Origin of the sequence: Tessaracoccus bendigoensis DSM 12906 (genome assembly GCF_900141915.1) — a bacterium.
GTDB lineage: Bacteria > Actinomycetota > Actinomycetes > Propionibacteriales > Propionibacteriaceae > Arachnia > Arachnia bendigoensis.
This window is the reverse complement of record NZ_FQZG01000148.1, coordinates 1-1,629: the sequence shown is the minus strand read 5'-3', so window position 1 is coordinate 1,629 and position 1,629 is coordinate 1. Positions and strand designations below refer to the sequence as shown.

General features: G+C 69.2%; 2 protein-coding genes. Both read right to left on the bottom strand.

Translation table 11 applies throughout. The annotated features are described in order from the left end of the window. Nucleotides 1-245: 245 nt before the first annotated feature. Nucleotides 246-560 (bottom strand): AzlD domain-containing protein, encoded by a 315-nt coding sequence (locus tag BUC15_RS18830; protein WP_073191642.1) that lies wholly within the window; start codon nucleotides 558-560, stop codon nucleotides 246-248. Beyond that, complete coding sequence (locus tag BUC15_RS18825) at nucleotides 557-1,303, bottom strand: AzlC family ABC transporter permease (RefSeq protein ID WP_084189751.1); 747 nt, start codon at nucleotides 1,301-1,303, stop codon at nucleotides 557-559. Before BUC15_RS18825 ends, BUC15_RS18830 begins: the two co-directional genes overlap by 4 nt. Between the last annotated feature and the right edge of the window lie 326 nt (nucleotides 1,304-1,629).

Here is a 1,629-nt window from a genome sequence, read left to right as displayed (position 1 = left end):
CGTCGTCTCGGGACCCGTGGCCAGCACCCTGCACCGTGCGCCAGAGGGTTTGGTCACGCCTGCTCGCAGAGCTCGCCGGGCGGCTCAACCAGCGCAAGGAGGTTTCGTCATGCCTGCTCGCAGAGCTCGCCGGGCGGCTCAACCAGCGCGGGACCAGAAGCGTGCACAAATCTCTCCATACGTCGCGGCAGCCCCATATAGCAGCCGCCTCCACGCATACAGAGATCTATGCACAGCCTCGACGGTTACGCAGCCAGACCAAGCGCCCGCAGCCCAGCCGCAGTGACCGCGCCGAGCAGCACCACAACGATGAACGGCGCCCGCAACCAGAGCGCCACCGCCGCCACCACGACGGCACCGAGTCGCGCGTCGAGCACCAGGGACGAGCCCGACGCGAAGGTCTGCGTCATCACCAGCGCCGCCAGCAGGCCAACGGTCACGCTTCCGGCGACGTGCGCGAAGCGAGGGCTGTCGAGCGACTCGGCCGGCACCAGGTAGCCGACCAACTTCTGCGCGAAACTGGCGATGCAGGCGGCCAGCACCCAGAACCAGAGGCTCACGACTCCTCCCGCCCCTTCACCCTGGCGAACTGCCACGCTCCGACGGCGGCGGCCGTCCCACCTGCCGCGAGGATCGGGATGCCTGCCGGGGAGAACGGCACCAACAGCACCGCGACGACGGCCGCGACCGCACCGACCGCCTGGGCCTGCCTCTCCTTGAGCCGGGGCCGCAGAAGGGCGACGAACGCGGCCGCGGCGGCGCCGTCGAGCCCCCAAACCGCAGGGTCGCCGAGGACGTTCCCCAGGAGTGCACCGCCAAGGGTCGCCAGATTCCAGAAGAGGAAGACGCCGAGCCCCGCCGCCCAGAACCCTGCCCTCCGCGCCCGTTCATCGGGTTGGGCGAGGGAGACCGCTGCCGACTCGTCGATGGTCACGTGCGCCGCGGCGAGCCGCTTCGGCCCGCGGAGCCTCAGGAGCGGCGCCATCTGCAGGCTGTAGAGCGAGTTGCGGACGCCGAGCAGGAAGGCGGTGGTCGCCGCCGCCGGTCCGGCTCCTCCGCCCGCGATCACCCCGATGAACGCGAACTGGCTTCCGCCGGTAAACATCAGGAGGCTGAGCAGGCACGTCTGCCAGACGTTGAGCCCACTCGCCACGGACAGGGCCCCGAATGAAATGCCGTAAGCGCCGGTGGCGAGCCCCACCCAGATTCCTTGGCGGGTCGCGAGCGCGACGGTGTGGGGCCCTGATGTCGTCGTGCCGAAACCGCGGGCGACCGACGGTTCGGGGCGGCTGACGTTGGGCATCTCGGAAGATTACAGCGGCGGTCCGGTCGCGCCGCAATCCGGTCGGGTGGGGTCCGATAGGTGGTCAGGATGCTGTCTGTGCGCGAGAGTTTGGATACGCGTTGGTTGAGCCTGGCCGCGCGACGGTTGAGCCGGTCCCACCGCGCGAAGCGCCGGGGACCGTGACGAAACCAACGCGACCATCCCCACAGACCCTCCCAAAGGTTCGCGCGCCTTAGGATCGCGATGTTCGTTCATGGACGAACCAACATCGCGATGTTAAGCCAAAGCGGGCGACGTCTCGGGACCTGTGGCCAAGACCCTGCACCGTGCGCCAGAGGGTTTCG